This window comes from Pseudomonas monteilii NBRC 103158 = DSM 14164 (assembly GCF_000730605.1).
In the GTDB taxonomy this organism is placed as follows: domain Bacteria; phylum Pseudomonadota; class Gammaproteobacteria; order Pseudomonadales; family Pseudomonadaceae; genus Aquipseudomonas; species Aquipseudomonas monteilii.
Map to the genome: position 1 here is coordinate 15,358 of NZ_BBIS01000057.1, position 26,332 is coordinate 41,689.

The 26,332-nt window shown below is 62.9% G+C and carries 27 protein-coding genes; 10 read left to right on the top strand and 17 right to left on the bottom strand.

The genetic code is table 11. The features are described from left to right. Positions 1-23: 23 nt before the first annotated feature. Together PM2_RS25375 and dmeF are read right to left on the bottom strand one after the other, a co-directional pair. Complete coding sequence (locus tag PM2_RS25375) at positions 24-368, bottom strand: cupin domain-containing protein (RefSeq protein WP_003258412.1); 345 nt, start codon at positions 366-368, stop codon at positions 24-26. Positions 369-464: 96 nt separating this feature from the next. Further along, positions 465-1,400, bottom strand: a complete 936-nt coding sequence (gene dmeF, locus PM2_RS25380) for a CDF family Co(II)/Ni(II) efflux transporter DmeF (protein WP_028699853.1) — start codon at positions 1,398-1,400, stop codon at positions 465-467. 70 nt (positions 1,401-1,470) lie between these two features. Between dmeF and PM2_RS25385 the strand changes: the two genes are divergently transcribed. After that, positions 1,471-1,746 carry a metal/formaldehyde-sensitive transcriptional repressor gene (locus PM2_RS25385; RefSeq protein ID WP_019098795.1) on the top strand — a complete coding sequence of 92 codons (276 nt, stop codon included), beginning with the start codon at positions 1,471-1,473 and terminating at the stop codon, positions 1,744-1,746. 92 nt (positions 1,747-1,838) lie between these two features. Here the strand turns inward: PM2_RS25385 and PM2_RS25390 are convergent, their stop codons facing one another. From PM2_RS25390 to PM2_RS25415, 6 genes are read right to left on the bottom strand one after another with little or no spacing between them, the layout of a single operon-like run. Beyond that, positions 1,839-2,771, bottom strand: a complete 933-nt coding sequence (locus tag PM2_RS25390) for a phosphatidate cytidylyltransferase (RefSeq protein WP_019098796.1) — start codon at positions 2,769-2,771, stop codon at positions 1,839-1,841. Position 2,772: 1 nt separating this feature from the next. Next, positions 2,773-3,396 carry a lysophospholipid acyltransferase family protein gene (locus tag PM2_RS25395; RefSeq protein WP_016713431.1) on the bottom strand — a complete coding sequence of 208 codons (624 nt, stop codon included), beginning with the start codon at positions 3,394-3,396 and terminating at the stop codon, positions 2,773-2,775. Between the two features lie 10 nt (positions 3,397-3,406). Continuing rightward, complete coding sequence (locus tag PM2_RS25400) at positions 3,407-3,838, bottom strand: hypothetical protein (RefSeq protein ID WP_016713432.1); 432 nt, start codon at positions 3,836-3,838, stop codon at positions 3,407-3,409. Next, positions 3,835-5,148 (bottom strand): phosphatase PAP2/dual specificity phosphatase family protein, encoded by a 1,314-nt coding sequence (locus PM2_RS25405; RefSeq protein WP_028699854.1) that lies wholly within the window; start codon positions 5,146-5,148, stop codon positions 3,835-3,837. Before PM2_RS25405 ends, PM2_RS25400 begins: the two co-directional genes overlap by 4 nt. Continuing rightward, entirely contained in the window at positions 5,149-6,903 is a 1,755-nt protein-coding gene (locus tag PM2_RS25410; RefSeq protein ID WP_028699855.1) for a bifunctional alpha/beta hydrolase/class I SAM-dependent methyltransferase, read from the bottom strand. A gap of 24 nt (positions 6,904-6,927) precedes the next feature. Further along, the gene (locus tag PM2_RS25415; RefSeq protein ID WP_016713435.1) at positions 6,928-7,539 is read right to left on the bottom strand and encodes a CDP-alcohol phosphatidyltransferase family protein; all 612 of its coding nucleotides are present in this window, start codon (positions 7,537-7,539) and stop codon (positions 6,928-6,930) included. Positions 7,540-7,677: 138 nt separating this feature from the next. Here PM2_RS25415 and PM2_RS25420 point away from each other — a divergent pair, with 138 nt between their 5' ends. Further along, positions 7,678-8,442, top strand: coding sequence for a sulfite exporter TauE/SafE family protein (locus PM2_RS25420; protein ID WP_028699856.1), 765 nt, complete (start codon positions 7,678-7,680; stop codon positions 8,440-8,442). On the opposite strand, the gene PM2_RS25425 is transcribed toward PM2_RS25420, so the two are convergent. Then, positions 8,432-8,746: a putative quinol monooxygenase gene (locus tag PM2_RS25425; protein WP_016713437.1), complete on the bottom strand. Its 315-nt coding sequence runs from the start codon at positions 8,744-8,746 to the stop codon at positions 8,432-8,434. The two genes, PM2_RS25420 and PM2_RS25425, sit on opposite strands and share 11 nt — an antisense overlap. 162 nt (positions 8,747-8,908) lie before the next feature. Here PM2_RS25425 and mdaB point away from each other — a divergent pair, with 162 nt between their 5' ends. The 3 genes from mdaB to ggt all read left to right on the top strand — a co-directional run bounded on the left by mdaB (position 8,909) and on the right by ggt (position 12,211). Continuing rightward, positions 8,909-9,499, top strand: coding sequence for an NADPH:quinone oxidoreductase MdaB (gene mdaB / locus PM2_RS25430; protein WP_028699857.1), 591 nt, complete (start codon positions 8,909-8,911; stop codon positions 9,497-9,499). A 30-nt stretch (positions 9,500-9,529) separates the two neighbouring features. Continuing rightward, complete coding sequence (locus tag PM2_RS25435) at positions 9,530-10,426, top strand: LysR family transcriptional regulator (RefSeq protein ID WP_028699858.1); 897 nt, start codon at positions 9,530-9,532, stop codon at positions 10,424-10,426. 117 nt (positions 10,427-10,543) lie between these two features. Next, positions 10,544-12,211, top strand: a complete 1,668-nt coding sequence (gene ggt, locus PM2_RS25440; RefSeq protein WP_028699859.1) for a gamma-glutamyltransferase — start codon at positions 10,544-10,546, stop codon at positions 12,209-12,211. A 118-nt stretch (positions 12,212-12,329) separates the two neighbouring features. Here the strand turns inward: ggt and PM2_RS25445 are convergent, their stop codons facing one another. Both PM2_RS25445 and ypfJ read right to left on the bottom strand, forming a co-directional pair. Further along, a complete protein-coding gene (locus tag PM2_RS25445) occupies positions 12,330-14,249 on the bottom strand; it encodes a methyl-accepting chemotaxis protein (RefSeq protein WP_016713441.1) in 1,920 nt (639 codons plus the stop codon). A gap of 174 nt (positions 14,250-14,423) precedes the next feature. Further along, positions 14,424-15,317, bottom strand: coding sequence for a KPN_02809 family neutral zinc metallopeptidase (gene ypfJ / locus PM2_RS25450; protein WP_016713442.1), 894 nt, complete (start codon positions 15,315-15,317; stop codon positions 14,424-14,426). A gap of 200 nt (positions 15,318-15,517) precedes the next feature. On the opposite strand from ypfJ, the gene pcaH reads away from it, so the two are divergent. Further along, positions 15,518-16,237, top strand: a complete 720-nt coding sequence (gene pcaH / locus PM2_RS25455; RefSeq protein ID WP_009682255.1) for a protocatechuate 3,4-dioxygenase subunit beta — start codon at positions 15,518-15,520, stop codon at positions 16,235-16,237. A 10-nt stretch (positions 16,238-16,247) separates the two neighbouring features. Beyond that, positions 16,248-16,853, top strand: a complete 606-nt coding sequence (pcaG, locus tag PM2_RS25460) for a protocatechuate 3,4-dioxygenase subunit alpha (RefSeq protein ID WP_028699860.1) — start codon at positions 16,248-16,250, stop codon at positions 16,851-16,853. Positions 16,854-16,887: 34 nt separating this feature from the next. Here pcaG and PM2_RS25465 read toward each other — a convergent pair whose 3' ends face one another. The 5 genes from PM2_RS25465 to PM2_RS25485 all read right to left on the bottom strand — a co-directional run bounded on the left by PM2_RS25465 (position 16,888) and on the right by PM2_RS25485 (position 22,204). Continuing rightward, positions 16,888-17,322, bottom strand: a complete 435-nt coding sequence (locus PM2_RS25465; RefSeq protein WP_016713444.1) for a cupin domain-containing protein — start codon at positions 17,320-17,322, stop codon at positions 16,888-16,890. 103 nt (positions 17,323-17,425) lie between these two features. Beyond that, positions 17,426-18,331: a LysR family transcriptional regulator gene (locus PM2_RS25470; protein WP_016713445.1), complete on the bottom strand. Its 906-nt coding sequence runs from the start codon at positions 18,329-18,331 to the stop codon at positions 17,426-17,428. Between the two features lie 57 nt (positions 18,332-18,388). After that, entirely contained in the window at positions 18,389-19,474 is a 1,086-nt protein-coding gene (trmA, locus tag PM2_RS25475; RefSeq protein WP_016713446.1) for a tRNA (uridine(54)-C5)-methyltransferase TrmA, read from the bottom strand. Beyond that, the gene (locus PM2_RS25480; RefSeq protein ID WP_016713447.1) at positions 19,471-20,766 is read right to left on the bottom strand and encodes an NCS2 family permease; all 1,296 of its coding nucleotides are present in this window, start codon (positions 20,764-20,766) and stop codon (positions 19,471-19,473) included. Before PM2_RS25480 ends, trmA begins: the two co-directional genes overlap by 4 nt. A gap of 217 nt (positions 20,767-20,983) precedes the next feature. Next, positions 20,984-22,204: an MFS transporter gene (locus tag PM2_RS25485; protein ID WP_016713448.1), complete on the bottom strand. Its 1,221-nt coding sequence runs from the start codon at positions 22,202-22,204 to the stop codon at positions 20,984-20,986. Positions 22,205-22,549: 345 nt separating this feature from the next. On the opposite strand from PM2_RS25485, the gene PM2_RS25490 reads away from it, so the two are divergent. From PM2_RS25490 to PM2_RS25500, 3 genes are read left to right on the top strand one after another with little or no spacing between them, the layout of a single operon-like run. Continuing rightward, the gene (locus PM2_RS25490; RefSeq protein WP_016713449.1) at positions 22,550-23,986 is read left to right on the top strand and encodes a cytochrome ubiquinol oxidase subunit I; all 1,437 of its coding nucleotides are present in this window, start codon (positions 22,550-22,552) and stop codon (positions 23,984-23,986) included. Positions 23,987-23,989: 3 nt separating this feature from the next. Further along, positions 23,990-24,997: a cytochrome d ubiquinol oxidase subunit II gene (gene cydB, locus PM2_RS25495; protein ID WP_016713450.1), complete on the top strand. Its 1,008-nt coding sequence runs from the start codon at positions 23,990-23,992 to the stop codon at positions 24,995-24,997. 9 nt (positions 24,998-25,006) lie between these two features. Next, a complete protein-coding gene (locus PM2_RS25500; protein ID WP_016713451.1) occupies positions 25,007-25,162 on the top strand; it encodes a DUF2474 domain-containing protein in 156 nt (51 codons plus the stop codon). A 31-nt stretch (positions 25,163-25,193) separates the two neighbouring features. On the opposite strand, the gene PM2_RS25505 is transcribed toward PM2_RS25500, so the two are convergent. After that, entirely contained in the window at positions 25,194-26,318 is a 1,125-nt protein-coding gene (locus PM2_RS25505; RefSeq protein ID WP_016713452.1) for a methyltransferase, read from the bottom strand. Between the last annotated feature and the right edge of the window lie 14 nt (positions 26,319-26,332).

The window sequence follows — 26,332 nt, forward strand, 5'->3', positions numbered from 1 at the left end:
GCACCTGCCCCGCGATTTTTTTATCAGGCGAAAACGAAGTACTTGCGTACAGTCTCGACCACTTCCCAAGTGCCTTTCATCCCCGGTTCGATGACGAACACGTCACCGGCTTTCAGGTGCTTCGGCTCTTCGCCTTCCGGGGTGATGATGCAGTAGCCATCGAGGAAGTGGCAGAACTCCCACTTCTCGTAGTTGACCTCGAACTTGCCCGGGGTGCAGATCCAGGTGCCCATGATCTTGCTGCCGTCGGCCGACAGGTAGGCATTGAGGTTGACGGTGTGCGGATCGCCGCCGATGCGCTTCCACTTGGTGGCGTCCACGACCGGCGTCGGGCAGGTTTCGCGCAGGACGGTGATGAAATCGGACATGGCACAACTCCTGGTGACTGGCTGAATGACTCGTCACCATAGGGCCATCGGCCGAGCCGCAGTTGCCTGGGCTCGACGTCCAGCTGTCTGGTCGCGCTATGCCAGGCGGTTTACCTCGACGGTGATGTGCGCCAGTTCTTCATGCACACCCAAGGCCTGGCGCACGCTGTCGGCGCTGAGGGCACTTGAGGTGGCCAAACCAAGAATGCAGGCGTATTGGGCCTTGCCCACCCGCCATACATGTAAGTCGGTGATGCTGGCCGGCACGGGCAGCTGCGCCACCACTTCGCGGATTTCTTCCACCACCGGCGCGTCCATCTCCGCATCCAGCAGCACCCGCCCGGTATCGCGCAGCAGGCCGCGGGCCCACAGCGCCACCAGCAGCGCACCCACTAGGCCCATGACCGGATCGAGCCAGCTGGCGCCCCAGAACTTGCCGGCCAGCAAGGCAACGATGGCCAGTACCGAAGTGGCGGCATCGGCCATCACGTGCAGGTAGGCCGAGCGCAGGTTCAGGTCGTGGTGGTGATGGCCGTGGTCATGGTGATGGTCGTGCCCATGATGATCATGATGGTGATGGTCATCGCGCAGTAGCCAGGCACAAATCAGGTTGACGGCAAGGCCTACCACGGCGATGAAGATGGCCTCGTCATAATGGATGGGTCCCGGTGCCAGTAGCCGCTCCACCGACTGGAACACCATCAGCCCGGCCACGCCCAGCAACAGCAGCGCGCTGGAATAACCACCGAGAATCTCGATTTTCCAGGTACCGAAGGCAAAGCGTCGATCAGCGGCATAGCGCCGTGCGGCGGCGTAGGCCAGTAGCGACAGGCCAAGGGCCAGAGCGTGAGAGCTCATGTGCCAGCCGTCGGCCAGCAGTGCCATGGAGTTGAAGAACCAGCCACCGGCAATCTCCGCCACCATCATCACGGCGGTCAGCCACACCGCCAGGCGGGTCTTGCGCTCGGCGCCCAGGTTGCTGGTGTGGAACTGATGGCTGTGCTGCCAACGGTCTGAGGTTTGTGTCGCCATGGTTTATCATGCTCCCGGACGATCGAGAAATATACTATACCCCAGTATACCTAGCATGGTGTGGAATCCAATGGCACATACCCTGAAGAGCAAGAAGCAACTGCTGGCCCGGGTGCGCAAGATCAAGGGCCAGGCGGCCGCGCTTGAGACGGCGCTGGAGCAGGACAAGGACTGCCTGGCGATCCTGCAGCAGATCGCCGCCGTGCGCGGCGCGGTGAACGGGCTGATGGCCGAAGTGATGGAAGGGCATATCCGCGAACATCTGGTGGCGGACGGGCTTAGCGCCGAGGAGCGGCAGGATGAGGCGGACAAGGTGGCTGCGTTGTTGCGGTCTTACCTCAAGTAATCTCGCGGGAGCGGAACCCGCTCCCACATGGATGGTGCAGGCGATTGGAAATTGGGTTGGGCAGTTGATCTATACCCCCCAGGGGTATGTGGCTACGCCCACCAATACCGCACAAAGTGGAAGAACACCGGCGCCGCAAAGCACACCGAGTCCATACGGTCGAGCATGCCGCCATGGCCTTCGATCATGTGTCCCCAGTCCTTCACCCCACGGTCGCGCTTGATCGCCGACATCACCAGCCCGCCGAAGAAGCCCATGGTGTTCACGGTCAGGGCCATCAGTGCGGCCTGCCAGAAGGTGAACGGGGTGATCCAGCACAGCAGGGCGCCTATCAAGGTGGCCAGTGCCACGCCGCCGGCCAGGCCTTCGACGGTTTTGGACGGCGACAGGGTGGGTGCCACCTTGTGTTTGCCGAACAGCTTGCCGCATACGTACTGCAGCACGTCGCTGATCTGCACCACCAGGATCAGCCAGGCGATCAGCAGCAGGTTGCGCCCCTCGTAGCCCGGGATGTCCAGCGTCATCAAGGCCGGCACCGATGACACGCAGTACACCGCGATCATCAACCCCCACTGTACCTTTGATGCACGCTCAAGGAAGCGTGTGGTATCGCCGCCAAAGCTGGCCAATATCGGCAGCAGCAGGAACAGGTACACCGGGATGAAGATGCTGAACAGGCCGTACCAGTCCATGGCGATGAGCACGTACTGCACCGGCAGCGCCACATAGAACGCCGCCACCAACGCCGGGTAGTCGCTGCGCCGGGTCGGGGTAAGGGTCATGAACTCGCGCAGGGCGTAGAACGACACGCCGTAGAACAGCACGATCACACCGTACTTGCCGAACAGGAAAGCGATGCCGATGACCAGCACCATCACCCACCAGGCGTTGATGCGCGCGTTGAGGTTGTCGATTACCGCGTGTGGCGCTGGGCCTGCGCGCCACTTGAGCAGGCGGCCGATCACGCTGGCGAGCAGCAGCAGGGCGCCGATACCGCCGAACAGGGAAAGGGTGTTGTCGTCCATGTCAGGCATCCTTCGGGGCCAGGTTCAGCAGGGCTTGGCTGGCCCGCTCTAGAAAGGCCTGCTTGCTTTCATCAGCGTGCAGGTGCAACGGTTCGCCAAAGCTCAGTGTGCAAAGTAGGGGCAGCGGAAGGGCGCGGCCCTTGGGCATCACCCGGTTGAGGTTGGCGATCCAGACCGGTACCAGTTCGACGTCGGGGTTGGCTGCCGCCAGGTGGTACAAGCCGCTTCTGAACGGCATTAGCAGTTCATCACCCAGGTTGCGCGTGCCCTCCGGGAAGAAGATCAGCGAGTCACCCTGGGCCACGGCTTCGAGGATCGGTTGCAGCGGGCTGCCCTGGCCTTCACTGCGTTGCCGATCAATCAGCACGCCGTTGAACACCTTGCGAATGAGAAAGTCGCGAATGCCCGGTTTGGCCCAGTAGTCCGCGCCCGCCACCGGGCGGGTACGCTTGCGCAGAGGTTGCGGCAGTGAGGCCCACAGCAGCACGAAGTCACCGTGGCTGCTGTGGTTGGCGAAGTACAGGCGCTGTACCGGCAGCGGCGTACAACCCAGCCATAGGGCGCGGGCACCCGTGATCAGGCGGGCGGCGGAGGTGATGACATAGGCGGTCAGGTTGGCGAGCATGGGGCGTTCGTTATCCCTTCAAATGCAGTGTCAGCAGGGTAGCCAAGGCTAGCGAGAGCTGCAGGCCTAGGCATACGGCCTGACGGCGCAACAGGCCTAGTGCGGCCTGGCTGCGGGCAGGCCAGGCGCGGCCGTCGGTGGCCTGTGGTTTGAGTTTCAGTTCGAACAGGGCGTGGTCCAGGGCCTGGGTGTCTGCCGCCAGGTCTACGCTATTGGCAAGGTGGGCAAACAGTTCGGCATCGATCGCCACGCGGATGGCCCAGTACTTGTGCAGCACGCCGAGCGCCAGCAGCACGCTGCACAGCACGCTGGCCAGCGGTGTCAGAGGGAGACTCAGCAAGGGGGCGAGGCCATAGGCCAGGGCCAGCAGGGTGAGGCCGTCAGACAGGTGCTCCAGCTGTTTGCCTCGGCCCAGCAGGCTGGCCACTACACGCAGGTTCATGGCTGTGCTTCCAGTTGCTGGAGAGCCTGGCGATGCGCGTTGCGCAGGACGATGCTGGGGCGTGCTTTACGGATAAGGGATTCTGCCTGCTGGGCGTCATCGCAGCGGCCGGTCACCACCAGCCAGGCCGCCACGGCGCTGGCGCTGCGTGAATAACCCAAAGCGCAGCACACCAGCACGGGGCCTTGAGTGCGTAGGTGCTCGATAGCGCTGGCGGCTTGTTGTAGCAGGATGCTGTCGGGTGCTATCAGGTCAAGGGTGGGGAAATGCAGGTAATCCTGCGTTGCCAATACGGTGCACGGCAGCTCCGCACACAAATCGACAATCGCAGCAAATTGCCCCCCCTCACCACGTCCTGGAGTCCGCCCAAGGTACACGCCATCGCATACCTCATCCGCTTGCGGGTGGCCCTTCGTCCAAAGCCGCGAATTGAGCCACGCACCTGCCAAATAGGGTGCCAACAGCCACCGGCTCGCATTCGACAAGCGCCCGTCGGCACCCTTCTGAAAACCATCCGCCCCGAACACGGCATAGTTCAACGCCACCAGCCCCAATGACACTGCCGGCCAACATAACCACAACCAAGCCCCGCCCAGCGTAGTGGCAGGGAGTGCACACAGTAGCGCGCCCACAGCATAACAACCGGCGACCTTCCAACGCTTGGCATCCCGTGCAAGGCGGGCCGCCTGGAAGGGCAGGTGCCCTTGATACGGCCACAGCCACAGGCAGGCAAACCCGGCCAGCGCCCCAGTGGGTAGATCGATAAAATGATGCTGCCAGGTGGTCAGCACCGACACCCCGATCAGCACCATCCAGCCATGCATCAGCCAACGCCAGGGCTGGCGTTGTACATGCCGGGCAAACATCGTCCAGATGATAACCAGCAAAGCGATGTGCAGCGAAGGCGCCTGGTTGAAGGGTTTGTCGAAGCCCATCAATACATCGAACAGCCAGCCGAACAGCCCGTCCAGTACCGGTCGCTCGAAGGTGAACCGCAGCGGCCACAGCAGGAAACAGCAGACGCTGATCACCTGTGCGCTGAGCAGCGCCAGCGCGTGGCGGTCCATTTCCTGGCGTGTGCGCGGCAGCAGGAAGGACAGCCCGTAAAGCAGGTCGATCGACCAGTACGGGATGATCGTCCAGGGCCACAGCGGCATGCCGTGCTCCCAGCCGAACACCAGGCTGCCGACATCACTGCGTCCGGCCGTGTAATGGTTCGCCAGCCCATAGCTGAGGAAGAACAACGGCCCCAGCAGCAGAAGCCAGAACACGCCCCGGCGGATCAGCCCAGGCTCGCGTGGCGGGCTCACTCAGCGTACCCGCTGTGCCAGGCTGACGCTGAAAATGCCCCATTCATCGATACGCTGGGCCAGCTTGCGGAAGCCCGCTGCCTCAACCAGCTGGTCCATCTCGGCCTGACTGCGGCGGCGCATCACCCAAGCCTCGCCACCCCGATGGCTGGTTAGGGCGCGGGCAATCATCTCCAGTTGCGGGTGCCACGGCTGGCCGGTGTAGACCAGGTAGCCGCCATCCTCTACGGCGTCGGCCAGCCCGGCCAACGAGTTGCCCACCAGCTGGTTACTGGGGAAGAGTTCGTACAGCCCTGAAACCACGGCCAGCGTTGGGGGTTGTTCAAGTGTGGCCAGGCTCTGGCGATCGAAAGCATCGCCCTGGACGAAGCGGGCGATGTCGGCCAGGCCCTTTTCTCTGATTAGCGCGCTGCCTTGCTGAACGTTCAGTTCGCTGTAGTCGCGCAGCAGGATCGAATCCGGCAACCGCTCAAGGTCTTGCAGGGCTTCGAGGATGTAGCGGCCATGGCCGGCGGCAATATCGACAATGTGCACGGGCCGTTGTTGTTCACGCAGGTGGGCGATGGCCAGGCGCAGCAATTCCTCGACGTGCAGCTTGCGCTGGCGAATACCACGCCAGCCGATGGCGTCGAGGTAATTCTGGTCGATCAGGCGGCCCAGTTTACCCTTGCCGGTCGGCTGGTTGCGGTACACGTAGTCGAGGGTGCTGCCCGAGTCGAAGCCGGTGTCGAAGCCCAGCTTCACGCCTTCGGACAGCCCCTTGCCCAACTGCAGGCCCGCGCGGGTGGCGCGCCAGTAAAGATCGCGGGGCGAATTGCGTGGCAAGGGTGCGGCCAGGCTCTCGGCCTCGGCGCAGCTGGCGCCGGTCTTGTCGGCATCCAGCAATGACGGCTGTGTGGCGGGGCGGGTGAAGCAGTGTTCGACAAACCGTTCGATGCGCCTCAGCGCATGGGCCCGATCACGTTCACCCAAGGTGTCGTGGAAGAACCCGGGCAGTATGTGCATTTCCTTGCGGGCACTGCCCAGCCGTTCGAAAAAGCGCTCCTGTGGCTGGCGCTCGACCACGAAGTCGGCCCCGGAGACCAGCAATTGGGTCGGTACCTGAATGGCCTGGGCGTCTGCCACTACCCGGTCGGCGGCTTCGTACAGGCCTAGCAGCATAGTCACCGAGATTGGCCGACTGATCAGCGGGTCGGCCACGTACGACATCACCCGCTCGGGGTCGTGGGTAAGCAGGCGCGGTTTGACGTAGCTGTTGACGAAGAAGTTGCCGCGCAAGGCCTTGAGCAGTTTCAGGCCGGGGCGGGCGAACGGCACGTACAGCTTGACCTTGAATGCCGGCGAGGCCAGCACCAGGCAGCGCACCTTGGGCGCGTAGTCGTGGGCCCAGGTGGCAATCAGCACGGCGCCGACGCTTTGCGCCAGCACCACCATGTCCTGCTCGGCGATACCGTGGTGGGCCTGGATATGTTCGATGAAGGTTTGCACGTCGCGCACGCTGGTGGCGAATCCCGGGCTGTCGCCGCGTGCACCTGGCGACTGGCCGTGGCCGCGCGCATCCCAGGCGAAGAAGTCATAGCCTGGCATGTCCAGTTCATCGGCCAGGTGGGCCATACGCCCGCCGTGTTCATGGCCACGGTGAAACATCACCACAGCCCTGCGTGGCTGGTGTTCGTTGCGGGTGGCAGGCCAATGACGGTAGTGCAGCTCGACACCGTCATGGGTGGAGAAGTGCAGCGCTTGCGCTTGGCGCATGGTCAATGTCCTTTTGCGACGATTTTAGGCTCTGCGGGTTTCGGCCAGCCCCTGGCGAACCCGGTTGTAGAGGGTATAGAGCGAGAGCGCGAGGATGACCAGCAGCAAACCATTGATCCAGCTGTCGTTCAGCAGGCCAAATGCGACGCCGGTGCCCAGCAGGCCGAAGGCAAAGGCGCGGTCGCTTTTGCCCATGGGGCCGTCATAACGCCGCGAGGCACCGGCCAGCGGGCCCATGACCCCGGCATACTCGCTGAAGGTGGCACACAGCACCACCAGTACCACCAACGTCGGTGACACCCCGGCCAGCAGGGCGAAGGGCAGGTACAGGGCGGCGTCGGCGATCACGTCGCAGAGTTCGTTGAGGTAGGCGCCGAGGGTGGATTGCTGGCCGAACTCCCGGGCCAGCATGCCGTCGACGGCGTTCAGCGCCATGCGCAGCAGCATCCACACTGGCACCAGGATGAACAGCCAAGTGGCATGGGGCATGGCGGCCAGCAGCAGGCCCAGCAGGATCGATACCACGGCGGCGGTGACGGTGACCTGGTTGGCGGTGACGCCCCGGTCATGCAGGCGCTGGACGGTTGGGCGCAGCAGGGCCTGGAAGCGCGGTTTGAGCTGGTAGATCGATGCCACTGGAAAGTCCTTTTTAGTGGTGCGATGTGCCGATTGTGTGCCGAGGATTTTGCTGGCTGCAAGTGAGTGGCTGAGAAATTGCTCACATCGGTTGAGGTCAGGGTTTTCAGCGCGCCCGGCGCACGCCATTATCGGCCCATGACTACCTTGCTCGCTTTCTACCAGAACATTGGCCCAGCGCTCTCGCTGCTGGTGGTGCTGACCTTCCTGCTGGCCGGCGCCGTCAAAGGGGTGATCGGCCTGGGTATGCCGACCATCGCCATGGGCCTGCTGGGCCTGGCTATGTCACCGGCGCAGGCTGCTGCGCTGCTGATCGTGCCTTCGACCCTCACCAACCTTTGGCAATTGGCAAGTGGCGGGCACCTTCAGGCCTTGCTGGTGCGGCTAGGCCCGATGCTGGCACTCATCTTCATTGGCACCTTGCTGGGCAGCGCCTGGTTGGGCATCAACAGCGGCCCATGGGCCGTCCACGCACTGGGTGCGGCCTTGCTGGTGTATGCGGTGTACGGGCTGATTGGCTCAGGTTTGCAAGTGGCGGCGGCGCACGAGCGCTGGCTGGGGCCGGTTTGTGGGCTGGTGACGGGGGTCGTCACGGCGGCAACCGGGGTGTTCGTGATACCGGCTGTGCCTTACCTGCAGAGCCTGGGCCTGAGCCGCGAGCAACTGATCCAGGCCCTGGGCCTGTCGTTCACGGTTTCGACCCTGGCGCTGGCCGTTGGCCTTGCCGGGCAGGATGCCTTGGGTGGCCAGGCGTTGGGGGCTTCGCTGCTGATGCTGGCGCCAGCTTTGCTCGGCATGCTGGTCGGCCAGTGGTTGCGTCAGCGCATCAGCGCGCTGGTGTTCAAACGTTGCTTTTTCATCGGCCTGGCTGCACTGGGCGGCCATTTGCTGATCAACGGCTAGCGCTTGAGGCGCTGAGCATGTCGACCCGCTGGATATCGAAATCGCGCTCCAGGTAATCCATGCGCTTTTCGAAGAACGCGGCCATGTGCGGCAGGGCCGAATGCACATCCAGCGCAGCCTGGTCGGCCCACACTTCGAAAAACACGAACAGGCTCGGGTCCTGCTGGTCACGCAGCATGTGGTACTCGATGCAGCCCGGCTCCTGGCGGCTTGGCTCGACGTAAGGCCGGAACAGGTTTTCGAAGGCGTCAGCCATTTCTGGGCGGGTCTTGGCTTTGAGGATGAAGGCGAACTGCTCGCTCATGGGGTGGTACTCGGTGATTAAAGGTGAACCGATTCTACGGCAATAATATGCTGCGCATTCGTGACTTCTGGTCAATTGTATTTTGCCCCTTCACCGCTGTATCCCACCCCCATGAGTCTCTAACCTGCCGGCATGAATTTTGACCCGGCCGGGGAGGCCAGCATGAAAAAGATCCTTCTGCTCAATGGTGGTAAACAGTTCGCTCACTCCGATGGCCGCCTCAACGCGACCTTGCACGAAGCGGCCATCGCTCACCTGGACCGCGCCGGTTTCGATGTGCAGGAGACGTTCATCGACGGCGGCTACGACGTACAGGCCGAAGTGGAGAAGTTCCTCTGGGCCGATGTCATCATCTATCAAATGCCGGGGTGGTGGATGGGCGCGCCCTGGACCGTGAAGAAGTACATCGATGAAGTCTTCACCGCTGGCCATGGCAGCCTTTACGCCAACGATGGCCGCACCCGTTCGGATCACTCGCAAAAGTACGGCAGCGGTGGTTTGGTACAGGGCAAGCAGTACATGCTGTCGCTGACCTGGAACGCGCCGCAGCAGGCATTCGATGACCCTGCCGATTTCTTCGAAGGCAAGGGTGTGGATGCGGTGTACTTCCCGTTTCACAAGGCCAACCAGTTCCTCGGCATGACCGGCCTGCCAACCTTCCTGGCGGTAGATGTGATGAAACGCCCGGATGTACCGGCGGCACTGGCGGCTTATGGGGCACATCTGGACAAGGTGTTCGGCAAGGCGATCTAATCCAGGCAATTAGCTGCCGCAGGCCCGAATGTGAAAACCCGATCCGAAGAACTCCAGGTGTTCGTCGCCGTCATCGACTGCGGCTCGATCTCTGCCGCTGCCGAGCAGATGGGCCAGACCCCGTCCGCCGTCAGCCGTACCTTGTCGCGCCTGGAGGGCAAGCTCGGCACTACCTTGGTCAACCGCACCACCCGGCGTATGGATCTGACCGAGGAAGGGCGCTTTTTCCTTGAGCGTTCGCGGCAGGTACTGGAGCAGATGGACGAGATGGAAGAGCGCCTGTCGATGAACCGCCAGACCGCTACCGGGCGCCTGCGCATCAATGCGGCCGCGCCGTTCATGCTGCATGCCATCTTGCCGTGGATCGGCGAGTTTCGCCGCCAGTACCCGGGTATCGAGCTGGAGCTGAACACTGACGACCTGATCATCGACCTGCTGGAGCAGAGCACCGACGTGGCGATCCGCATCGGTGAGCTGGCCGACTCCAGCCTGCACGCACGCAACCTCGGTTGCAGCCCGGTGCAGGTGCTGGCCAGCCCGGCTTACCTTGAGCAGCACGGTACACCGCAGCAGGTCGAGGACCTGGCCAACCATTGTCTGCTGGGTTTCAGCCAGCCCGAATCGCTCAACCAGTGGCCACTGCGCCATGCCCAGGGTGACCGTTGGAGCATTCGCCCGGCGCTGATCGCCTCCAGTGGCGAGACCCTGCGCCAGCTGGCGCTGGCCGGCGAGGGCATCGTCAGTCTGTCGCACTTCATGACCCACGAGGACATTCGCACCGGGCGCCTGCAGGTGCTGCTGAGCGAGGCCAACAATGGCTACCGCCAGCCGATTCACGCGGTGTACTACCGCAACACCCAGCTGGCATTGCGTATCCAGTGCTTCCTCGATTTCATCCAGCGCAAGCTGGCGATGTACGCCTGCTGAGTTGCCTGAACGCGACAGATCCTGTCCGCAGGCGGCGAAACCTCCTACGTGTTATTGCGCAGTCGAACCGCTTCGGCCTTACTGACTGCTCAACAAAAACAACACCAAGGAAGTGTCATGCGTATTGTTCCATTCCAGTACCTGGCTCTCGCAGCCGCGATCCTGAGCTGTTCCTCGGTTTACGCCGCCACGCTGGAGGGTGGCGCGGTGGCGGCCCCCGATCAATATGGTGCACAGGTGGCTGCCGATATCCTGAAAAAGGGTGGTAACGCGGTGGATGCCGCGGTGGCCACTGCCTTCACCTTGGCAGTGACGTACCCCGAAGCCGGTAACATTGGTGGTGGCGGGTTCATGACCCTGTTCGTCGACGGCAAGCCTTACTTCCTCGACTACCGCGAAGTCGCGCCAAAGGCCGCCACGCGCAACATGTACCTCGATGACAAGGGCGAAGTCATCGAGAACCTCAGCCTGGTCGGGGTGCGTGCAGCAGGTGTGCCCGGCACCGTGATGGGCCTGTGGGAGGCCCACAAGAAGTTCGGCAAGCTGCCCTGGAGCGAGCTGCTGACCCCGGCCATCGGCTATGCGAAAAACGGCTTCAAGGTGGCGGAAAAGCAGTACCAGTACCGCAACGATGCCCAAGGCATGTTCAAGACGGCGACCAATTTCAACGACTACTTCGGCAACATGAAGGTCGGTGAACTGTTCAAGCAGCCAGAAATGGCCCAGACACTGGAACGTATCGCTGACAAAGGCGTGAGCGAGTTCTACCAGGGCAAGACCGCCGACCTGTTGGTGGCGCAGATGCAGGCTGACAAAGGCCTGATCACCAAAGAAGACCTGAAGGACTACAAGGCCGTATGGCGTGAGCCGATGGCCGTGAGCTGGCGTGGCAATGTGGTCTACACCGCGCCACCGCCAAGCTCTGGCGGTGTGGCCCTGGCCCAGCTGCTGGGCATCAAGGAAGACCGTGCGGCGGACTTCAAAGGGGTGGCGCACAACTCGGCGCAGTACATCCACCTGTTGGCCGAGATCGAGAAGCGTGTGTTCGCCGACCGTGCCGACTACCTCGGTGACCCGGCGTTCACAAAGGTACCTGTGGATAAACTGGTGGCCAAGGACTACCTGGCCAAGCGTGCCGCGCAGGTCAACCCGAACGCCATTTCCGAAACCGACAAGGTCAAGCCGGGCCTTGAGCCGCACCAGACCACGCACTTCTCCATCGTCGACAAGCAGGGCAACGCGGTCAGCAACACCTACACCCTCAACCTCGACTACGGCAGTGGCGTGGTGGTGAAGGGGGCAGGCTTCCTGCTCAACGACGAGATGGATGACTTCAGCGCCAAGCCGGGGGCGGCGAATGCCTTTGGTGTGGTGGGTGGCGATGCCAATGCCATCGAACCGGGCAAGCGTATGTTGTCGTCGATGAGCCCTAGCCTGATGACCCGCGATGGCAAAGTCGAGCTGGTGATCGGTACCCCGGGTGGCTCGCGGATCTTTACCTCGATCTTCCAGGTGATGAACAACCTGTACGACTACGGCATGCCGCTGGACAAGGCGGTGGCGGCGCAGCGCGTGCACCATCAGTTGCTGCCCAAGGACACTATCTACTTTGATGCCTATGCGCCGTTGACCGGGCCGGAGGCTGACAAGTTGAAGAAGATGGGTTATGTGCTGGAGGATCAGGGCTGGGAGATGGGGGATATCCAGGCGATCCGGGTAAATGGGGCGAAGCTTGAGACCGCTTCGGATCCGCGTGGGCGTGGGGTGGGGATGATCGTCAAATAGTGCTTTGTAGGCAGTGCTGACGCATTCGCGGGAAACCCGCTCCCACAGGCACAGCGCAACCTTCGAAGTTTGCGCTGTACCTGTGGGAGCGAGTTTTCCCGCGAATGCTTTCTGTCGGTCAGACGCGGAACTGGCTGACCAGCGTCTGCAACTGCCCACCCAGCCGCGCCAGTTCCACGCTGGACGCCGCCGTCTCGTCACTGGCCGCTGCCGTCTGCTCCGACACATCACGCACATTCAGAATGCTGCGGCTGATCTCTTCAGCCACCGCGCTCTGTTGCTCTGCCGCCGCCGCAATCTGCTGGTTCATCGACTGGATGCTCGACACCGTGCTGGTGATGCTCTCCAGCGAAGTCCCGGCCTTGCGTGCCAGCTCGACGCTGCTGTCGGTGAGGGTACGGCTGCCCTGCATGGCGTTCGCCACTTGCTGGGTGCCATGTTGCAGGCTGGCAATCAGCTCTTCGATTTCTTCGGTGGACTTCTGCGTGCGCTGCGCCAGGCCGCGCACTTCGTCGGCAACCACGGCAAATCCACGCCCGGCCTCGCCAGCACGCGCCGCTTCGATCGCTGCGTTCAGCGCCAGCAGGTTGGTCTGTTCGGCCACCGACTTGATCACGTCCATCACGCTGCCGATCTTCTGGCTTTCCTGCTGCAGCAGGTTCATGGCTTCGGTGGAGCGGTGCATGTCTTCGGCCAGGCGCTCGATCTGGCCAATCGCCTCGCCCACCACGCGATCGCCGGCACGGGCTTCGTCGTCGGCACCGGTGGCGGCATGCGAGGCCTGCTCGGCGTTGCGTGCCACTTCCTGAACGGTGGCGGCCATTTCGTGCATGGCGGTGGCCACCTGGTCGGTCTCGACCTTCTGGCTGTTGGCGCCCGCGCTGGTCTGTTCGGTGACTGCCGACAGCTCTTCGGCGGCGCTGGCGATCTGGGTGACGCCATCACGGATGCCAGTGATCAGCTCGCGCAGGGTGGTGCCCATGCGCGCGATGCCTTGCTGCAACACGCCTAACTCATCGCGGCGGGTGACGCGCAGGTGCTGGGTAAGGTCGCCGCTGGCGATCCTTTCCACCGCTCCCAGGGTTTCACGCAGCGGTCCGGTGATCTGGCGGGTGATCAGCACCGCTGCCAGCACGCCAACCAACAGCGCCAGCAACGTGGCGATGGCCTGCAGGCTGCGGGCCTGGGTGCTTTCGATGTCGCGGCGCTCCAGCTGGATCTGGTACAGCGCATCGCTGCGCTTGACGATGTCGGCGCCCTGTACGGTCATTTCGGCGCGTGAGGTGGTGATGTCGGCGACTGCGTCGCGGAATTGGCGGACGGCGTCGCGGTAGGCCAGCACCGAGCGCTCGAACTGTTGCAGACGAGCGTCTTCGGCGGGCAGCTGGCGCTTGAGGTTGTCGATGTCGGCCAGCGCTGCGTCCAGCTGGCGCAGGGCGGCTTGTTCGTTGGCGGCGGTGTTGTCGGCAATGTAGCCGCGCACGTCGATGCGCACCTGCAACAGTTGCTGGCGAGCCTTGCTGATCAGTTGGTACTGGGCCAGGCGTACGCTGTCGGCCTCGGGGCGTGCCATGACTTCCTGGCTGAGCACATCCATGGCCTGGTCGGCGCGGGTGGCCGAGCTGTCCATCGCCGCACGCGCATTGCGGGTGGCGTCGTAGCCCTGGCGCATCTTGTTCAGCGACAGCTTGTAGGCGCTGATGGTTTCGCCCAGTTCATTCAGCAGCTTGATGTTTTCCGGGCTCTTGAAGGTGCTGGCCAGGTAAGCCTGTTGCTTGCTGAAGGCGTCCAGTTTGGTCTGGGTGTTGGCGGCGGCGGCATCGTCGCCGTTGGCGATCATGTACTGCAGGCGCGCAATGCGCAGGTCGGTGAGGTCTTTGTTCAGCTGGCCGATGTCGCCCATCCAGTTGCTGCGGTCGATCAGGCTGCCCAGGCTGGTCCAGCCGGTGAGGGCCAGCAGGCCGGTGAGTACCAGCACCAGGCCGAAGCCCAGGCCGAGTTTGAGGTTGACGCTGATGTTGGCGAACCAGCTGTTCATGCACGCTCTCCAGAAGTAGTTTTCGCTCTCTTGATCTTCGATCGCCAGGCGTTGTTGTTCTGGATGCCCGCTGATTCGTTCAGGGGTTATCGGCAATGATTGCGGAAGCTGAAACGCTTTTTCAGCAGATTTGTAACTGGATAAATTGGGGCTGCAAAGCGGCCCCGATCAGTATCAAAGGTTACGCGCACTGAAGGTGTCGCAACTGTTCACCTCGCCTTGGGCAAACCCGGCCTTGAACCAGCGCACCCGCTGCGCCGAAGTGCCATGGGTGAACGAGTCAGGCACTACGCGTCCGCGACCTTGCTGTTGCAGGCGGTCATCGCCAATGGCATTGGCCGCGTTCAAGGCTTCTTCGACGTCACCCGGTTCCAGCCAGTTCAGGCGCTTTTGGGCCTGGTAGGCCCACACGCCGGCCAGGCAGTCGGCTTGCAGTTCCTGGCGCACCAGCAGGCCGTTGTCGCCTTCCATGCGCTGGCCGTTGCGGCGCGCGGCATCCACCTTGGCCGAAACGCCCAGCAGGGTCTGCACATGGTGGCCGATTTCGTGAGCGATCACGTAGGCCTGGGCAAAATCGCCAGCGGCAGCAAAGCGGGTTTCCATTTCGCGGAAGAACGACATGTCCAGGTACACCCGCTGGTCTGCCGGGCAATAGAACGGCCCCACTGCCGCCGAGGCGAAACCACAGGCTGAATTGACTTGGCCACTGAACAGCACCAGCTTGGGGTCGCGGTACTGTTTGCCGGCTTCGGCAAACAGGGCTTTCCAGGTGTCTTCGGTGTCGCCCAGGATCGAGGCCACGAACTCGGCCTGTTGGTCATTGGCCGGTGGCGCCTTGCCGCCCGCACCACTCGGTGCAACCTGCGTCTGTTGCTGTTCCATCTGGCCGGCGAGCTGGCCAAGAATCTGCAAAGGGTCCTGCCCGGTGAGCCAGCCGATGCCGACGATCAGCAGGATCGCCCCAAGCCCCAGCCCCTTGCCGCCGCCGAAACGCATGCCGCCGCCACCGCCACCTTCGCCTCGGGCATCGACCACGTTGTCGCTGCGTCGGCCTTTTCGCCATTCCATGAGTGCTCTCCCGAGCGTGAAACAAGAAGACAAAGATTAGTTCACGACAGCGGCAGGTGTCAGGCCAAGGTGTTAAACCATAACCAAATGGTTATGTGAGAGAGGGCTGATTTCAATATTCATCGCGCGCGACATGCCTGAAACTGCAAGTCCGCCTGCCACGCCCAGGCGTTCACATAATTCCAAGAGAGGAAACCGGCATGCCCGCACAGGACAACAGCCGCTTCGTGATCCGTGATCGCAACTGGCACCCCAAAGCTCTTACGCCTGACTACAAGACGTCCGTTGCCCGCTCGCCGCGCCAGGCACTGGTCAGCATTCCGCAGTCGATCAGCGAAACCACGGGGCCAGACTTTTCCCACCTGGGCTTCGGTGCCCACGACCATGACCTGCTGCTGAACTTCAACAACGGTGGCCTGCCGATCGGCGAACGCATCATCGTTGCCGGCCGTGTGGTCGACCAGTACGGCAAGCCTGTACCGAATACCCTCGTGGAGATGTGGCAAGCCAACGCCGGCGGCCGCTACCGCCACAAGAACGACCGCTACCTGGCACCGCTGGACCCGAACTTCGGTGGCGTTGGCCGTTGCCTGACCGACCGTGATGGCTACTACAGCTTCCGTACCATCAAGCCAGGCCCGTACCCATGGCGCAACGGCCCTAACGACTGGCGCCCGGCGCACATCCACTTCGCCATCAGCGGCCCGTCGATTGCGACCAAGCTGATCACCCAGCTGTACTTCGAGGGTGACCCGCTGATCCCGATGTGCCCGATCGTCAAGTCGATCGCCAACCCGCAAGCCGTGCAGCAGTTGATCGCCAAGCTCGACATGAGCAACGCCAACCCGATGGACTGCCTGGCCTACCGCTTCGACATCGTGCTGCGCGGCCAGCGCAAGACCCACTTCGAAAACTGCTGAGGACCCCGCCATGCCAATCGAACTGCTGCCGGAAACCCCTTCGCAGACCGCCGGCCCCTACGTGCACATCGGCCTGGCCCTGGAAGCGGCCGGCAACCCGACCCGCGACCAGGAAATCTGGAACCGTCTGGCCAAGCCAGACGCGCCGGGCGAGCACATTCTGCTGATCGGCCAGGTGTATGACGGTAACGGCCACCTGGTGCGCGACTCGTTCCTGGAAGTGTGGCAAGCCGACGCCAATGGCGAATACCAGGATGCCTACAACCTGGAAAACGCCTTCAACAGCTTTGGTCGCACCGCCACCACCTTCGATGCCGGCGAGTGGACGCTGCACACGGTCAAGCCGGGCGTGGTGAACAACGCGGCTGGCGTGCCGATGGCGCCGCACATCAACATCAGCCTGTTTGCCCGGGGCATCAACATTCATCTGCACACGCGCGTGTACTTCGATGACGAAGCCCAGGCCAACGCCAAGTGCCCGGTGCTGAACCTGATTGAGCAGCCGCAGCGGCGTGAGACGTTGATTGCCAAGCGTTGCGAAGTGGACGGGAAAACGGCGTATCGCTTTGATATCCGTATTCAGGGGGAAGGCGAAACGGTGTTCTTCGACTTCTGATGGGAACCTGGGGCCGCAAGGCGGCCCCGGGCTATCAGCTGTTCACGGGCTTCAGGTCAAACGCATCGGCCTGGTACTGGAACAGCAGGCAATCGCCCGCCGCAGTGCATCCGCTTTCATGCACCAGGTCGGCCGGCAGCTTGTAGTAGGACCCGGCTGAAAACTCCGTGCGTTTGCCATCGATCACCGCGTAGAAAGTACCCTTCAGCACCACGGTCGGCAGTGCCTGGCTGTGCTGGTGCAGACCGTTGTCGGTACCTTTTTTGAATTTCACATAGGCCGAGTAAGGCCCCTTGCCGAAAATATCCCCTTCAACGTTGGCGTAGCTGACTGCGCCGTTGGTGTTGGGTACGTCCTGCCACTTCAGTGCTGCGCTATCGGGTACTGACACGGTGTCTTCTGCTGCGTTGATGCCAGCGGCCAGGGTGGCGAGCGCCACGCCCGCAATAATCGCCTGCAAAGCTTTCATGGTAGAGCTCCTTCGTTGAGTGACAGTGCAACGAAGCCTAACCAAACAGTTTCCGCACAAATACGCCTCGCGGTGCGCATGACTTGTGCATGTTTTGCACAGATCACGCCTGCCATCGTGGCTGCGCGTAGTAGGTTTGTGCATAGTCCAGCAGCGCCCTCACCTTGGGTGCCAGGTAGCGGCTTTGCGGATACACCGCATACAGGTTGCGTGGTGGCAGTTTCCAGTCTTTGAGCACCGGCACCAGGCGCCCGTCCAGCAAGGCGTCATGCACGATGAAACGGTCGAAGCTGGCAATGCCCAGCCCGCCGATGGCAGCCGCGCGCAGGGCCATCGGCGAGTTGGCACTGAGGCGCCGGGGCATCAGGATGTTGCGCTGTTCACCCTCCTGGCTGGTCAGATGCAGCCGCTGTGGGTGAGGCAGGTTGCTGTAGCCGAGCAGGGGATGCTCAACAAGCGTTTCCAGGCAAGTCGGTGTGCCGTGGCGTTCCAGGTAGCGTGGCGCTGCTACCAGCAGCACCTCGCTGTGCGCCAGCAGGCGGGCTACCAGGCTGGAGTCGGGCAGATGATCGGTTATCCGAAGGCAAACATCGATTTCCTCTTCCAGCAGGTCGATGAAGCGATCGCTGCAATTGAGCTCGACCTGCAGGCGCGGGTGGCGCTCGACGAAGTCCGGCAGCCAGCGCCCTAGTTCAAGCTCGCCAAACGCCGTTGCCACGCCCAGGCGCAGGGTACCCGTGGGTTGCAGCTGATGCTCGGACAACTCCAGGGTCATCGCCTGCATCTGCTCGTGGATCTGCACGCAGTGGCGGTAGAAGAGCGTACCGGCTTCGGTCAGGTGCAGGCGGCGGGTGGTGCGGGTGAGCAGTTGTGTGCCCAGCTGGCGTTCCAGCTGTTTCACCTGGCGTGACAGCACGGTGTGGGACAGGCCTGCCTGGCTGGCGGCGGCACTGAAGCTGCCGAGGTCGACGACCCGGCGAAAGGCCTGCATGGCGTTTAACTGGTCCATCGGCACAGCTCTCCTGAAGCGCCCGGTGGAGCCTTGCAGGCCCCTCCGGGTAGCGGATCAGCGCCGGACCAGCAACACCCCGCTTTCCATGTGATGGGTATACGGGAACTGGTCGAACAGCGCGTAGCGTTCGATACGGTGGGTATCTTGCAGCTGGGCGATGTTCTGCGCCAGTGTCTCGGGGTTGCAGGAGATGTACAGAATCCGCTCGAAGCGCCGGGTCAGCTCGCAGGTGTCCGGGTCCATCCCTGCGCGCGGCGGGTCGACGAACACGGTGCCGAAGTCGTAGCTCTTCAGGTCGATGCCTTCCAGGCGACGGAACGGCCGCACCTCATTCAGCGCCTGGGTCAGCTCTTCCGCCGACAAGCGCACCAAACGCACGTTATCCACAGCGTTCTCGTCGAGGTTGCTCAGCGCGGCATTGACCGAGGTCTTGCTGATTTCGGTCGCCAGCACCTGTCGCACGCGGGTAGCCAGCGGCAGGGTGAAGTTGCCGTTGCCGCAGTACAGCTCCAGCAAATCGTCTTCACGCTCGCCGATGGCGTCGAACGCCCAGCTCAGCATCTTCTGGTTCACAGCACCGTTAGGCTGGGTGAACGCGCCTTCCGGCTGGCGATAGCTGAACACGCGGCCAGCCACGTCGAGTTTTTCCACCGCGTAGTCGCGGCCAATCACCAGGCGTTTGCCTTTGGAGCGGCCAATCACGCTAACACCGAGCGCTTCGGCCAGTTGCCGTGCGGCCAGTTCCCACGCCTCGTCCAACGGGCGGTGGTAGCACAGGGTGATCATCGCATCACCGGCCAGGGTGGTCAGGAATTCTACCTGGAACAGGCGGTTGCCCAGTTCTTCACTGGCCTGCCAGGCCGCCTTCAGGCGCGGCATCAGCGCATTGATGCGCTGGCTGGCAATGGGGAAATCCTCGATCAGAATCGCCTTGTGCTTCTCGCCTGGGGCGAACATGGCGTAGTGGCGCTGGCCATCCTCGCGCCACAGGCGGAACTCGGCGCGCAGGCGGTAGTGCTCGCGTGGCGAGTCGAAAACAGCAGGCTCCGGCGCGCCGAAGGGCGCCAGCAGCTCGCGCAGCCGGGCCACCTTGGCATCCAGCTGGGTGGCGTAGGAGGAGGGGTCGAAAGCAGCACTCATGCGTTGAACCAGCCCAGCTTGATGACGAACAGGATGGAAAGGATCACCAAGGCCGGGTTCAGGTCGCGGTGGCGGCCGGAGATCAGCTTGACGGCAGTCCAGGAAATGAAGCCGAAGGCGATGCCGTTGGCGATCGAGTAGGTCAGCGGCATGGCCAGGGCAGTCACCACTACCGGTGCGGCTTCGGTAACGTCGTCCCAGTTTATTTCTGCCAGGCCCGAAGCCATCAGCACCGCGACGAACAGCAACGCCGGGGCGGTGGCGAAGGCAGGCACGCTACCGGCCAGCGGAGCGAAGAACAGCGCCAGCAGGAACAGCACGGCAACCACGATGGCGGTTAGGCCAGTGCGGCCACCGGCGCTCACGCCAGCAGCGGACTCGATGTAGCTGGTGGTGGTCGAGGTGCCCAGCAGCGAACCGGCCATGGCGGCGGTGCTGTCGGCGATCAGGGCGCGGCCCATTTTCGGCATGTGGCCGTCCTTGCCCATCAAGCCGGCGCGCTTGGCCACGCCGATGAGGGTGCCGGAGTTGTCGAACAGGTCGACGAACAGGAAGGCGAAGATCACGCTGACCAGGCCTACGTCCAGCGCACCGGCAATGTCCAGTTGCAGGAAGGTCGGTGCCAGCGACGGCGGCATGGAGACGATGCCGCCGAACGGCGTCACGCCCATCACGATCGAGGCGATGGTCACCGCCAGGATGCCGATCAGCACGGCGCCCCGCACTTTCAGCGACTCCAGGCCCACGATCAGGAAGAAGCCCAGGGTAGCGAGGACCGGTGCTGGCTGCTTGAGGTCGCCAAGGCCCACCAGGGTAGCCGGGTTATCGACGACGATGCCAGCATTATGCAGGGCGATCAGCGCCAGGAACAGCCCGATACCGGCGGCAATCGCCGAGCGCAGCGGCAGCGGGATGCTGTTCACGATCCATTCGCGGATGCGGAAGATCGACAGCAGGAAGAACATCACCGCCGACAGGAACACCGCACCCAGCGCCACTTGCCAGGTGTGGCCCATGTGCAGCACCACGGTGTAGGTGAAGAACGCGTTCAGGCCCATGCCCGGCGCCAGGGCGATCGGGTAATTGGCGATCAGGCCCATGGTCACCGAGCCAATGGCTGCGGCCAGGCAGGTGGCGACGAAGATCGCGCCTTTGTCCATGCCGGTCTCGCCGAGGATGCTCGGGTTGACGAACAGGATGTAGGCCATGGCCAGGAAGGTGGTGACGCCCGCGAGAATCTCGGTGCGCACATTAGTGTTGTGTGCTTTTAGTTGAAACAGCCTTTCCAGCATGCCCGCTCCCCAAGGCGCCCCCGGCGCCATGAATGTATCGACCCCATCAGCAAAGCACAGACCGTACCGGTTGCCGTGGTTTTGTGTGGGGAGGAAAAAAGCCGCGCATGATACCAGCATGCTCGGCGGGGGCCTATGGCCGTTGGGAATGGGATTTTCTCAAGCCTGTGCGGCCTCTTCGCGGTTTTACCCGCGAAGAGGCCGCACAGGTTAGCGCTCAGTTGTTATGCAACCGATCCCGCTTGGCCAGTGTTGGGAACAGTCTTATCCACACCCCGGTCACCACCAACGTGCCCACTCCGCCCATCACCACCGCTGGCACTGTGCCAAACCAGTGCGCCGTCACCCCGGATTCGAACTCACCGAGCTGGTTCGAGGCACCAATGAACAACCCGTTCACCGCGCTCACCCGTCCGCGCATTTCATCCGGCGTTTCCAGTTGCACGAAAGCCCCGCGAATCACCATGCTGATCATGTCCGCCGCGCCCAGCACTACCAGCACTGCCAGCGAGAACCAGAACGAGGTCGACAGGCCGAAGGCGATGGTCGCCACGCCGAACACCCCGACTGCCGTGAACATGGTGCGCCCCACATTGCGTTCGAACGGGAAGCGCGCCAGCCATACCGACATCAGCAATGCGCCCACTGCCGGTGCCGAACGCAAAAGGCCGAGGCCCAGCGGGCCGGTCAGCAGGATGTCCTTGGCGAACACCGGCAGCAGCGCGGTGGCACCACCCAGCAGAACGGCAAAAAGGTCCAGCGAGATAGCGCCGAGGATGTCAGGCCGGCTGCGGATGAAGCGAATGCCGGCCAGCAGCGATTCGATGCTGGCCCGCCCGCGCTGCACGACCTGGCCGCGTGCCTGCAGGCTCAGGGTGAGCACGCAGGCGATGGCGTACAGGGCCACGGTGGGGCCATACACCCAGATGCTGCCAAAGGCATACAGGAAGCCGCCCACTGCTGGCGCCACGATGGTTGCTGATTGGGTGGCTGACGCTGACGCCGCCACCGCCCTTGGGAACAGCCCAGGCGGCACCACGTTGGGCAACAGCGCCTGGGTCGCCGGCATTTCGAACGAGCGTGTGGCACCCAGCAGGAAGGCGAGGGCGAAAATGAGTTCTCGGGTGACGTTGTCAGTCGCGCTGCCCACCGCTAGCGCCAGGGCGATCAACCCCTGCAGGCTCTGGCACAGGGCGGCGACTTTGCGCCGGTCATAGCGGTCGGCTACATGCCCGGTGTGCAGCATGAACAGCACCCGTGGTGCAAATTCCACCAGGCCGACCAGGCCCAGGTCCAGCACGTTGCCGGTCAATTGATAGAGGTGCCAGCCAATGGCCACCGTGAGCATCTGGAAGCCGCTGGCGGTAAACACGCGGGCCAGCCAGAACGCCAGGAAAGGGCGGTGGTGACGTAACAACTGCGGTGCGGAATCAGACATCGGAAACCAGGGGCCTCGGCGCAGTAGAGGGGGGCGCAGCGTATCATCTGTTTGTAACAAACGGTTGCTGTTTGCCCGGATCGGCACTTTTTCACACGTAATGAAAGAGGGTGGGGCAACCGGTCACGCGGCAATCAACCACACGGCTTGCCGGGCAATTCGGGACTATGCTTCTTAGCATTCGTTGATCTGGATCAATCGTTCCAGATTCAACGAATAGGCCCTTTGGGCCGGAATCCCTGCGATCGAACAGAACAATTCCAACACGCCGTACTCGACCCAGTGGGGGCAGTGGGCGACTGGGGCCACAAGCCCGGACGCCGGATTATCTGAAGAGGAAGCACCATGTTCGGAATAGAGGCCCTAGAGCTCGCCCGAATGCAGTTTGCCTTTACCGTGTCGTTCCACATCCTGTTCCCGGCCATCACCATTGGCCTGGCGAGCTACCTGGCAGTCCTCGAAGGCCTCTGGCTGCGGACCCACAACCAGGTCTACCGTGACCTCTATCACTTCTGGTCGAAAATTTTCGCCGTCAACTTCGGCATGGGCGTGGTCTCGGGCCTGGTCATGGCCTACCAGTTCGGTACCAACTGGAGCCGCTTCTCCGAGTTCGCCGGCGCCGTCACCGGGCCATTGCTGACCTACGAAGTGCTGACTGCCTTCTTCCTCGAAGCGGGCTTCCTCGGCGTCATGCTGTTCGGCTGGAACCGTGTAGGCCGCGGCTTGCACTTTTTCTCCACCTGCATGGTGGCACTGGGCACGCTGGTATCCACCTTCTGGATTCTCGCCTCCAACAGCTGGATGCAAACCCCGCAAGGCCACGAGATCATCGATGGCCGGGTGGTGCCGGTGGACTGGTTTGCGGTGGTGTTCAACCCCTCGTTCCCCTACCGCCTGATGCACATGGCCACTGCTGCGTTCGTCTCCACGGCGTTCTTCGTTGGCGCCTCGGCGGCCTGGCACCTGCTACGCGGGCGTGACAACCCGGCGGTGCGCAAGATGCTGTCGATGGCCATGTGGATGGCGCTGATCGTCGCCCCGATCCAGGCAGTGATCGGCGACTTCCATGGCCTGAACACGCTCAAGCACCAGCCGGTGAAAATCGCTGCCATCGAAGGCCACTGGGAGAACGTGCCCGGCGAGCCGACCCCGTTGATTCTGTTCGGCATCCCCGACATGAAGGCCGAAACGACGCACTTCAAACTGGAAATCCCGGCGCTCGGCAGCCTGATCCTCACCCACAGCCTGGACAAGCAGGTGCCGGCGATGAAGGAATTCCCGCCTGAGGACAGGCCCAACTCGACCATCGTCTTCTGGTCGTTCCGCATCATGGTCGGGCTTGGCTTGCTGATGATCTTCGTCGGCCTGTGGAGCCTGTGGCTGCGCAAGCGCGGCACGCTCTACACCTCGCGCCCGTTCCTGTACCTGGCGCTATGGATGGGGCCTTCCGGGCTGATCGCCTTGCTGGCCGGCTGGTTCACCACCGAAATTGGGCGCCAGCCCTGGGTGGTGTATGGCCTGATGCGCACGGCGGATGGTGTGTCCAACCACAGTTATGCACAGCTCGGCTTCACCCTGGTGGCGTTCGTGGTGGTGTACTTCGCCCTGTTCGGTACCGGCCTTGGCTACATGATGCGCCTGGTGCGCAAAGGACCGCAGACCGGCGAAGGTGACGAACACACACCGGGCGGCCCTGGCCAGAAACGTACGCCGGCGCGGCCGCTGTCTGCCGCCGATGATGGCCATGAGGCCAAGACTGCCAGCCTGAGCAAGGAGGACTGAGCCATGGGTATCGACCTTCCGCTGATCTGGGCGGTGATCATCATCTTCGGCGTCATGATGTACGTGGTGATGGACGGCTTCGACCTGGGTATCGGCATGCTCTTCCCCTTCGTCAAGGGCGAGCAGGACCGCGATGTAATGATGAACACCGTCGCCCCGGTGTGGGACGGCAACGAAACCTGGTTGATCCTGGGTGGTGCGGGGCTGTTCGGGGCGTTCCCGATGGCCTATGCCGTGGTGCTCGAAGCCCTGTACCTGCCGTTGATCCTGATGCTGATCGGGCTGATCTTCCGCGGCGTGGCCTTCGAGTTCCGCTTCAAGGCCAAGGCCGACAAGCGCCACATCTGGGACAAGGCGTTCATCTGGGGGTCCCTGGTTGCCACCTTCTTCCAGGGTGTGGCCCTGGGTGCCTTCCTCGAAGGCTTCAAGGTGGTCGACCGCCATTTTGCCGGTGGCACCCTCGATTGGCTTACCCCGTTCAGCCTGTTCTGTGGCTTGGGGCTGATCGTGGCCTACACGCTGTTGGGCTGCACCTGGCTGATCATGAAGACCGAAGGGCCGCTGCAACAGAAGATGCACGACATGGCCCGGCCGCTGGCGCTGGTGCTGCTGGTGGTGATCGGTATCGTCAGCCTATGGACACCCATCGCTTATCCACAGATCGCCGACCGCTGGTTCAGCATGCCTAACCTGATCTGGTTCATGCCGGTACCGCTGTTGGTGCTGGTGACCTTCTACGGGTTGCTCAAGGCGGTGGCACGCAACGCGCACTACACGCCGTTCCTGCTCACCCTGGTGCTGATCTTCCTTGGCTACAGCGGCCTGGGCATCAGCCTGTGGCCGAACATCATCCCGCCGTCGATCTCGATCTGGGATGCTGCGGCGCCACCGCAAAGCCAGGGCTTCATGCTGGTGGGCACGTTATTCATCCTGCCGTTCATCCTTATGTACACCTTCTGGAGCTACTACGTGTTCCGCGGCAAGGTGACCCATGAAGACGGCTATCACTAGGAGGACCGCATGATGACCGGCAAACATGGCTTGGAAGAGAAGAAACCGCTGTGGCAGCGGCTGGGTTGGCTGTTGCTGATCTGGGCGATGAGCGTGGCGGCGTTGGGTGTGGCGGCGTGGGTGATGCGGCTGTTCATGGGGGCTGCGGGCCTTACCACCCACTGAGGTTGCGGGGAGAACTGTGGGAGCGGCGCCTTTACTTACGGGCTTTCAGGATGACGAACTTTGGCGTCGCTGCCACCTGCTCCACCCCCCGGAACAACCGCGCCAGCTTGCTGTGATAGCCCAAGTGCCGGTTACCCACGATGTACAGCGCCCCACCCACCACCAGCGCCTCACGCGCCTGCTGGAACATGCGCCAGGCCAGGAAATCCCCCACCACCTGCTGCTGGTGGAACGGCGGGTTGCACAGCACCACGTCCAGCGACTGCTTCTCCACCCCGGCCAACCCATCGGCTGCGACGAAGGTCGCCGGGCGTTCACCCAGTGCAGCCTGCCAGTTCTCCCGCGCCGATTGCACTGCCATGTACGACTCGTCGACCAGCGTGTACTGGGCATCCGGGTTGGCCAATGCACTGGCAATCGCCAGCACGCCATTACCGCAGCCCAGGTCTGCTACCCTCGCGTTGCCCAGGTCACGTGGCAGATGCGGCAGGAATGCCCGGGTGCCGATATCCAGCCCTTCACGGCAGAACACGTTGGCGTGGTTCACCAGCTCCAGCGCAGGCGCTTCAAGGCGATAGCGGCTAGGGTAGGGCGAGCGGGCGGTCGGTAGTTCGGCCACCGTTGCCGTCAGCAAGCGCGCCTTTTTCTGCGCCAGCGAGGCCTGCACCGGGCCGATGTACTTCTCCATCAGGTCACCGGCCGCGCGCGGCAAGTGCTTGATCATTGCCCCGGCAATCACCTGCGCCCCTGGCGCCAGGTGGCCTTGCAGGCGAATCAGTTGCTCTTCGAGCAGCGCCAGGGTTTTTGGCACGCGCACCAGCACCCGGTCGAACGGGCCTTGCCAGTGTTCACTGGCCGGTACGAACGGCACGCTGTCGAACGGCAAGCCATTGCGCGCCAGGTTCTTTTCCAGGGCCAGATGCGCCAGGTGCGAATCGCCACTGCTGACTACCTGCAGCTGGCCCGCCAGGCTGGCGGCCAAGGCACCGAAGCTGTCATTGAGCACCAGCACCCGGCAGCTGGCGTCGGGAGCCTGTTCGTGCAGTTGCGCAAGCAGGTACTCGTCGGCGGCGTCGAAAGCCTGCAGCGGGTCGTTGGCCTGCTCCGGCTGGCGGATCAGGTCGAGTTCGGCGTAGGGGGTGGTCAACAGGGGCATGGCGTCTGGCTCGG

Excerpts from the sequence above, each read along its gene's own strand:
- PM2_RS25385 (WP_019098795.1), top strand. The coding sequence starts at position 1,471 with ATGGCACATACCCTGAAGAGCAAGAAGCAACTGCTGGCCCGGGTGCGC.
- dmeF (WP_028699853.1), bottom strand. The coding sequence starts at position 1,400 with ATGGCGACACAAACCTCAGACCGTTGGCAGCACAGCCATCAGTTCCAC.
- ggt (WP_028699859.1), top strand. The coding sequence starts at position 10,544 with ATGCGTATTGTTCCATTCCAGTACCTGGCTCTCGCAGCCGCGATCCTG.
- PM2_RS25480 (WP_016713447.1), bottom strand. The coding sequence starts at position 20,766 with ATGCTGGAAAGGCTGTTTCAACTAAAAGCACACAACACTAATGTGCGC.
- PM2_RS25445 (WP_016713441.1), bottom strand. The coding sequence starts at position 14,249 with ATGAACAGCTGGTTCGCCAACATCAGCGTCAACCTCAAACTCGGCCTG.
- PM2_RS25505 (WP_016713452.1), bottom strand. The coding sequence starts at position 26,318 with ATGCCCCTGTTGACCACCCCCTACGCCGAACTCGACCTGATCCGCCAG.
- PM2_RS25390 (WP_019098796.1), bottom strand. The coding sequence starts at position 2,771 with ATGGACGACAACACCCTTTCCCTGTTCGGCGGTATCGGCGCCCTGCTG.
- PM2_RS25470 (WP_016713445.1), bottom strand. The coding sequence starts at position 18,331 with ATGGACCAGTTAAACGCCATGCAGGCCTTTCGCCGGGTCGTCGACCTC.
- PM2_RS25395 (WP_016713431.1), bottom strand. The coding sequence starts at position 3,396 with ATGCTCGCCAACCTGACCGCCTATGTCATCACCTCCGCCGCCCGCCTG.
- ypfJ (WP_016713442.1), bottom strand. The coding sequence starts at position 15,317 with ATGGAATGGCGAAAAGGCCGACGCAGCGACAACGTGGTCGATGCCCGA.
- pcaH (WP_009682255.1), top strand. The coding sequence starts at position 15,518 with ATGCCCGCACAGGACAACAGCCGCTTCGTGATCCGTGATCGCAACTGG.
- cydB (WP_016713450.1), top strand. The coding sequence starts at position 23,990 with ATGGGTATCGACCTTCCGCTGATCTGGGCGGTGATCATCATCTTCGGC.
- pcaG (WP_028699860.1), top strand. The coding sequence starts at position 16,248 with ATGCCAATCGAACTGCTGCCGGAAACCCCTTCGCAGACCGCCGGCCCC.
- mdaB (WP_028699857.1), top strand. The coding sequence starts at position 8,909 with ATGAAAAAGATCCTTCTGCTCAATGGTGGTAAACAGTTCGCTCACTCC.
- PM2_RS25485 (WP_016713448.1), bottom strand. The coding sequence starts at position 22,204 with ATGTCTGATTCCGCACCGCAGTTGTTACGTCACCACCGCCCTTTCCTG.
- PM2_RS25465 (WP_016713444.1), bottom strand. The coding sequence starts at position 17,322 with ATGAAAGCTTTGCAGGCGATTATTGCGGGCGTGGCGCTCGCCACCCTG.
- PM2_RS25400 (WP_016713432.1), bottom strand. The coding sequence starts at position 3,838 with ATGAACCTGCGTGTAGTGGCCAGCCTGCTGGGCCGAGGCAAACAGCTG.
- PM2_RS25425 (WP_016713437.1), bottom strand. The coding sequence starts at position 8,746 with ATGAGCGAGCAGTTCGCCTTCATCCTCAAAGCCAAGACCCGCCCAGAA.
- PM2_RS25410 (WP_028699855.1), bottom strand. The coding sequence starts at position 6,903 with ATGCGCCAAGCGCAAGCGCTGCACTTCTCCACCCATGACGGTGTCGAG.
- trmA (WP_016713446.1), bottom strand. The coding sequence starts at position 19,474 with ATGAGTGCTGCTTTCGACCCCTCCTCCTACGCCACCCAGCTGGATGCC.
- PM2_RS25490 (WP_016713449.1), top strand. The coding sequence starts at position 22,550 with ATGTTCGGAATAGAGGCCCTAGAGCTCGCCCGAATGCAGTTTGCCTTT.
- PM2_RS25375 (WP_003258412.1), bottom strand. The coding sequence starts at position 368 with ATGTCCGATTTCATCACCGTCCTGCGCGAAACCTGCCCGACGCCGGTC.
- PM2_RS25420 (WP_028699856.1), top strand. The coding sequence starts at position 7,678 with ATGACTACCTTGCTCGCTTTCTACCAGAACATTGGCCCAGCGCTCTCG.
- PM2_RS25500 (WP_016713451.1), top strand. The coding sequence starts at position 25,007 with ATGATGACCGGCAAACATGGCTTGGAAGAGAAGAAACCGCTGTGGCAG.